9 protein-coding genes are annotated in these 6,566 nt (G+C 41.6%); 5 read left to right on the forward strand and 4 right to left on the reverse strand.

Annotated features, from left to right (window positions below; genetic code table 11):
- The first annotated feature begins 110 nt into the window (after positions 1-110).
- On the forward strand, positions 111-581 hold the full coding sequence (locus VIM91_RS03705; RefSeq protein ID WP_331863473.1) for a Dps family protein: 471 nt from the start codon (positions 111-113) through the stop codon (positions 579-581).
- A 90-nt stretch (positions 582-671) separates the two neighbouring features.
- Here VIM91_RS03705 and VIM91_RS03710 read toward each other — a convergent pair whose 3' ends face one another.
- The 4 genes from VIM91_RS03710 to VIM91_RS03725 form a co-directional block, all read right to left on the reverse strand.
- The gene (locus VIM91_RS03710; protein WP_331863474.1) at positions 672-1,385 is read right to left on the reverse strand and encodes an LrgB family protein; all 714 of its coding nucleotides are present in this window, start codon (positions 1,383-1,385) and stop codon (positions 672-674) included.
- Complete coding sequence (locus VIM91_RS03715; RefSeq protein WP_331863475.1) at positions 1,378-1,785, reverse strand: CidA/LrgA family protein; 408 nt, start codon at positions 1,783-1,785, stop codon at positions 1,378-1,380. Before VIM91_RS03715 ends, VIM91_RS03710 begins: the two co-directional genes overlap by 8 nt.
- 76 nt (positions 1,786-1,861) lie before the next feature.
- Positions 1,862-2,509: a dUTP diphosphatase gene (locus VIM91_RS03720; RefSeq protein WP_331863476.1), complete on the reverse strand. Its 648-nt coding sequence runs from the start codon at positions 2,507-2,509 to the stop codon at positions 1,862-1,864.
- Between the two features lie 9 nt (positions 2,510-2,518).
- The gene (locus VIM91_RS03725; protein WP_331863477.1) at positions 2,519-2,911 is read right to left on the reverse strand and encodes a DUF423 domain-containing protein; all 393 of its coding nucleotides are present in this window, start codon (positions 2,909-2,911) and stop codon (positions 2,519-2,521) included.
- A 282-nt stretch (positions 2,912-3,193) separates the two neighbouring features.
- Between VIM91_RS03725 and VIM91_RS03730 the strand changes: the two genes are divergently transcribed.
- The 4 genes from VIM91_RS03730 (at position 3,194) to VIM91_RS03745 (ending at position 6,444) form a co-directional block, all read left to right on the forward strand.
- Complete coding sequence (locus tag VIM91_RS03730) at positions 3,194-4,429, forward strand: tyrosine-type recombinase/integrase (RefSeq protein ID WP_331863478.1); 1,236 nt, start codon at positions 3,194-3,196, stop codon at positions 4,427-4,429.
- A gap of 4 nt (positions 4,430-4,433) precedes the next feature.
- Complete coding sequence (locus tag VIM91_RS03735) at positions 4,434-5,270, forward strand: hypothetical protein (protein ID WP_331863479.1); 837 nt, start codon at positions 4,434-4,436, stop codon at positions 5,268-5,270.
- A gap of 113 nt (positions 5,271-5,383) precedes the next feature.
- Entirely contained in the window at positions 5,384-5,629 is a 246-nt protein-coding gene (locus VIM91_RS03740; RefSeq protein ID WP_331863480.1) for a helix-turn-helix domain-containing protein, read from the forward strand.
- Between the two features lie 245 nt (positions 5,630-5,874).
- Positions 5,875-6,444, forward strand: a complete 570-nt coding sequence (locus tag VIM91_RS03745) for a hypothetical protein (RefSeq protein ID WP_331863481.1) — start codon at positions 5,875-5,877, stop codon at positions 6,442-6,444.
- Positions 6,445-6,566: the final 122 nt, after the last annotated feature.

Here is a 6,566-nt window from a genome sequence, read left to right on the forward strand (position 1 = left end):
ATTTTTAAATAAAACCTATTAAATTCTATGCTATTGTTTAATAGAAATTTAGCCAAGGTACCACTTCCACTAAGGAAGTTAACCTATTTTAAAAACCAAGGAGAAACAGCATGGATATTAATATTGGTATTAACGAACCAAATCGTAAAGCAATTGCAGAAGGGCTTTCACGTTTATTGGCTGACTCTTACCTATTGTTTTTGAAAACCCATAATTACCATTGGAACGTAACCGGCCCGATGTTCCAAGCGTTACATACCATGTTCGAAGAGCAGTACACTGAGTTATTTACTGCGGTGGATGAAATCGCCGAACGTATTCGTTCATTAGGTGAGTTTGCGCCAGGTTCATTTCAAGATTTTCAAAAAATCAGTCAAATTAAAGAAGAAACCAGTCACCCTAATGCTGAGGAAATGATTAAAAACCTTGTGCTAGGCCAAGAAGCCGTGACTAAAACCGCAAGAGAAATTATTAAAATTGCCGATGATGCAAACGATGAACCAACCGTGGATCTATTAACTCAACGTATGCAGATTCATGAAAAGAATGCTTGGATGCTACGTAGCTTAATTGCGAAATAAGCCGTCCATTTTGACTTAACCAGGCCTGGTGCTTTCCATAACCACCAGGCCTGGTGGTCTATTTCTGTTTTCAACCTTGTCTGTTTACTCTTAAAGCGCGCCCATCATCCAGGGCAAAATTAAAGCCGCGATAAAAGCCGACAGCGCCATCGCCAAACCCGAAAAAGCCCCCATCTGATCACTCAACTGAAAGGCCTTAGCCGTGCCCAATCCATGAGCACTCACGCCGATTGCGATACCTTTAACTCGATCATCCTTAAGACGCATCAAATTAAACACCCAGTTTGCCATCATAGCTCCGAGAATGCCGGTAATCACGACAAAGGCTGCCGTCAAAGTTGCCACTCCACCATTTTTCTCCGCAATTCCCATCGCCACAGGTGCCGTGACCGATTTCGGTACCAACGACAACATGGTTTCAATACTGGCGCCCAAACTCTGTGCAATCCAAAAGGCCGTTAACCCAGCGGCCACTAAGCCAAATGATACCGCCATCACAATCGGCAGCCACAAGTTTTTAAGCGTTTGGCGATACTGATATAGCGGAATCGCCAGCGCCACTGTCGCCGGGCCTAAGAGGAAGTGAATAAACTGCGCACCCTCAAAATAGGTTTCGTAATTTATATCAAATAACGCCAACACACCTATAATGCCGAGCACACTTAAGGCAACCGGGTTTAATAATGGATGATGATTAAATCGGCGGTAAATCGCCTGTGCAATTTGAAAAAACACCAAAGTTAGCACCAAACCGAATAATGGGCTGGCCGCCAAATACACCCAAATATCTTCAACCTTAGTCATGCTTCTTCACCCCGCCGATGCGTGTATTCAAACGCATAATCAACAACATTACACCGGCCGTCACAACCAAGCTCACAATCGTGCTCACCACTAAAGCCAGCGCAATCGCCAACCACTGTTCACCAACCCGACTTAAGTGCAACATCACCCCTACCCCGGCGGGCACAAAAAACAGCGATAAATAACGCAGAAAGTGTTGTGACGGCTCAATCCAACGCTTAGCCCAGCCCGAGTGAAACAACAAACTGATAAACAACAAAAACATACCAATTACCGGCCCAGGAATCGGCAAATTAAAAGCTCGCACAATAATCTCACCAATGAGCTGATAAGCCAAAAGTAACGTTATTAAACCTAAGAAACTAAAGCCGGCTAAGCGGCTAGCATTTTGTTCTGACATGATTATTTGACTATCTATATTAACTGGAAAAAGACATCATAGTGCCAAGCTGTCCGGTCGCTAGCGAGTAATTTCGCTACCGAGCCTTAGATACAATTTGGTCCATAGCTTTAAATAATGTGGCTCGCAACAATTCAATGTCCAGCACTTCTTCACCCAAACTGGCAACCAAACGTGCAAACACGACATTGTCTTCTTCACCATCTATCACCTTTAAATAACCACCATCCGCTGACTGATAGCCACGTTCTTGGCGATAATGGTTTAATAAGTTTTTAGTCATGTAGGCTTGGTGAACCGCGGTTAAGTCCATATCTAATCGAGCAAACAAACCAAACAAGGCCTGCAAAGCTTTGATCACTTTATTTTCAAGCGTATAAAGCGCCACTTGTTTAAGCCAATCTACATAAGACAAAGAATTCGGCCCCTTATGCTCAACCAGTTCTAACATGGTTTTCACCACAAAATCGGTATCTCGATATTGCTTTAAAGCTTTAGAGATCAAAAAATGTAACAAGTCTACCGCTTCTACCCTTAAATTGGCCATATCCGTTTCGCCGTGTTTCCACCACTTCCAATCCGTGGAATCTATCGCTTCGGCGGTTTCCACCAAAATCGCACTGTCCCAATCTAAATCGTGCGCCATCCAATTAGGAACCGTACGTTCATTCAGCAAAATTTGCATAGCGACGATTTGCTCTAGCTTTGATTTTGCATGCATCATAACTTCCCTCTAGTTCTGTTTCTGCTGTCGAGTCAAGCACCAGGCCTGGTAGGCCAAACTCAACCAAACAATCAGCCAAATAACCCCACCAATCGGGGTCAAAAATACCAACCACGACCACCCCATTAGCACCCAAATATACAAACTACCTGAAAACAAAATCAGGCCCAGCAATAAGCCGGTTTTAATCCCACGAAACGCAAAAGCCGGTTTAGCCAAAACGACTAGACTCAAACCCAACAATGCCAAACCATGCACCAAATGATAAAGCACGGCCGTCTGCCAGGTTTGCATTTGTTTATCACTCACAAATGACTCCAAGCCATGTGCGCCCAGCGCTCCCAAAGCGACCGACAACATCATAATTAATGCAGATAAAGCTAACCAATTATTTGAGCGCACAAACACAACTCCATATTTAAATAGCTTTATTCTACATCTAGATCAATGGAGTATTCGAACAAAATGGTGGGCCCCCCCGGACTTGAACCGGGGACCTAACGATTATGAGTAGGTTTTTGGCCAAAACCACCATAAACAACGAAAAACAAATATAAACAAATAAACCTTTATTTTCATACAGTTAAACTCAATTTAAAATTCATCATTGTTCACTCAAATTCCCTAAAGTATAATGATTCTGCTACATATGTGCTACATATACACAATGAATTGGATCTTGCCATGGCCATCAAGCAGAAAATCACCATCTCCTCTATCAAAGCCCTATCACCGGGTCTTGAGCGAATCAATGACACCGAAATCCCCGGCTTTCATGCGCGTATCTCTAAGACAGGTCGAATCACCTATTACCTGTATTACCGATTGCACGGACAGCAGGCCAATTACAAACTCGGTAGTGCAGGCGAACTTACCCCCATCCAAGCCAGAGATCTTGCCAAGCTCAAGGCGGCCGATGTGGCAAAAGGTGTTGACGTACAAAACGAAAAGAAAGGCGCTAAAGCTGAAACCAAGCGCCGTTACCATTTAAGAATGGATCGCTACCTATCTGAAAACTACCTGCCCTTTCTTGAAGCCCGAAACCCGAAGACTGCCAAAAAGATTCACCGTGAACTGATCTCCTATTTTCGAGAGTTTTTAGATCAAGATATTGATAAGCTCACCCCTTTTCAAATCGAAAAATGGCGCAATCGTAAAGCCAAAGATGGTTTAGCCCCGGCTACCATTAATTATTACGTCAACACCTTGAAAGGTGCTTTGTCCCGCGCAGTCGATTGGGGTGTGATTGAGAAGCACGAACTCAATAAAGTTAAACCTATTAAGAAAGACAATTCGGTTGTACGTTACCTCTCCACTCAAGAAGAAGGCCGTTTAAGAAAAACTCTGAGGGACCGAGATCAAGAAATAAAACTTGGACGTGAAAGTGCCAATGAGTTCAGAAAAGCAAGAAGCTATGAATTGATGCCAAGCCTCACAAAGCTGACCTTTGCGGATCATCTTGAGCCGATGGTACTATTGGCCATGAATACAGGGATGCGCCGAGGTGAAATTTTATCAATCCAATGGCAACAAGTAGATCTCATTAATAAAGTCATCACGATTACCAGTGAAAATAGTAAATCAAAAAGCCTTAGACATATTCCGCTTAACAAAGAAGCCTTATCAACCCTCCAAAATTGGAAAGAACAATCAAACTCTACAAAATACGTTTTTGAGTCAAAACCCGGAATACCGTTTACCGATATTAAAAAAGGGTTCGGGGCCGTGCTCAAAGATGCCGAAATCGAAGCGTTTCGATTTCATGATCTACGACATCATTTTGCGAGTAAGTTAGTGATGGCTGGAGTTGATCTCAATACAGTACGCGAACTACTTGGGCATTCGGATCTAAAAATGACCTTACGCTATGCTCATTTAGCACCAGAACATAAAGCCGCCGCCGTAAACTTAATTGGATAGACAGATGAATCGAAAATTTTATAGACTCAACGAAGCCCCAAACGTATCGGCTTTTTCTGAATATGACATTATCCACTTGATAGATACTGGCGCAATCTCAGCTTATGCAAAACTAGAGGTGAAATCCGCAGTCCTTTATTGTGAAAAAAGGACGATTGGCACCTTTAATTACAACGGCGTTGTCAAAATCTCAAAAGAAGATGCCGTAAAAGTATTTGAAAATGAAAAAGCATGGATCACCCATTTTAAACCTGTGAACTTAAAAGCCATGACCTCTTTTCGATTTGGCCCTATTGCAGGCTTGCCCTATCCCAACGATTTTTTTGAAGGGTATTACGACAGAACGGATACATGCAATCGAGCTGATATTAAAGCAGTGGGGAACGTTTTCAACAACCAGAAGAGCCTCATGGTCGATAAGATGAACGACATTCCTGAACTAAAGGCTTTTAAAAGCTTAGTATCTAGAATGAACGATGTAACAATTACGCCCTTAAAACTTTTAGGCTCATCTCTTAGGTTCGATATTGATGACGTTGAAAAACTAATTCCTCAAATCCAATTTACCGATCAGAATAAACTCCGCGAACTCGTTAAAAAAGTCCTTCAGAAAAAACCTAAAGCCACAATCAAAGAGGTTTGGCATATTTTTAGGTTAGACGCTAATGCAGATGATCAAGACGCTACCTTTGACAAAGAAGGCGTTATCATCGAAGTTATTGGAAATGATCATCTTTTATATACTAACGAACCAAGCAACCTTAATGCTCCAACACAACAAGCAAGTAGAAAAAGGGTTGGAAACCTGATTTCTGAGATCAGAAAAACAACTAATCATTAACAGCAACCTGAACTTTTTAAAATCATTGAAAACTAATCTCCCGGATTTTCTCACGTGATATAACGTGAGGCTAACTTTACTCCTGCCAAATCACTAAACAGGAGTAAACAACAATGCTAAATGAAAACAAATCTCGCGCTTTAACGGAAGTCGAAGCATCTCAATATATCGGCATGAGCCGTTCCTTTTTACGTCAATCACGAATGGAGGGTAACCGAGTTGGCCGCACTCCGGCTCCGCCTTTTATAAAGATAGGTCGCTCAATTCGCTATTTAAAAGATGATCTCGATATGTGGCTTGAGAGCTTTCGTAAGATGTCATCTTCTCAAATTGAAGGGGGTCAAAATGTCATCCTTTAAAGAGAGAAAGCAGCAAATGATCCACTGGTTGCGACAAGGAAATGCAATTGACCAATGTTCACAACCCGGCCCAGCTTTTGGTAAGTTTAATGGCATTAGCAATTGCCCTGTAATTGGTATTAAACCCATAGTTAATCGACTACTAAGCCAAGGTTCACTCAAGTTTCATACATTTTACGTTTATGGCGTTAGATGGGAGCGTTACACCCTAAATGACACCCTCATAAACACGGAGGATAATTGAAATGTCCTTTCAACTAAACCTCAATGACGTTTTTTTTGATGATCGCGATTTTGTACAAAAGAAAATTTCTCACTTTCCTGTCGAGATCCAAAAAGAGCTACTTAAAAAGTATCTGCAAAAGCCATCCCGTGGAGACGCAAACTTATTCCTAAGATGCTTTGTTGATGATGTCAGTCAAAAAATTAATATTAAGCCATCATTATTAAAGCTGAATCATGATGAGGACTCTTTAAGAATATATGCAAACGACCGATCAGATGTTTGCAGTCGTTATGTACATGCTAACAACAACATTAACGTTAACGAAAAAATAGCCTACCTGAGCCACTATGCTAAAAGTTACGGAATATCCGTTAACGTTAACAAGGCATCACGCGGTCTTGTAAAACGTTTTTGTGATCCAATTTGGTGGCTGAGAAAGCTAAGAAAATCATTAACGCGCAATATTGAAACCATTTATCACCAACTGAACAAGGTAAACCGTTTTAAAGGAATTTATGCAAGCAACTGGTTAACAGGACAAAGAAGAAACCAGCTTTTTAGGCATGAACAATCTGTCCACTTCCCCTAAAATGAGACAACGATAAATAGAGTTTTCTGCGATCATTAACGCAGGAGACCGATATGAAGAAATCACGATTTACCGAAACCCAAATCATCGCCATTCTTAAAGAATCGGATGCGGGACTAAAA

This window comes from Thiomicrospira sp. (assembly GCF_036568485.1).
GTDB lineage: Bacteria > Pseudomonadota > Gammaproteobacteria > Thiomicrospirales > Thiomicrospiraceae > Thiomicrospira.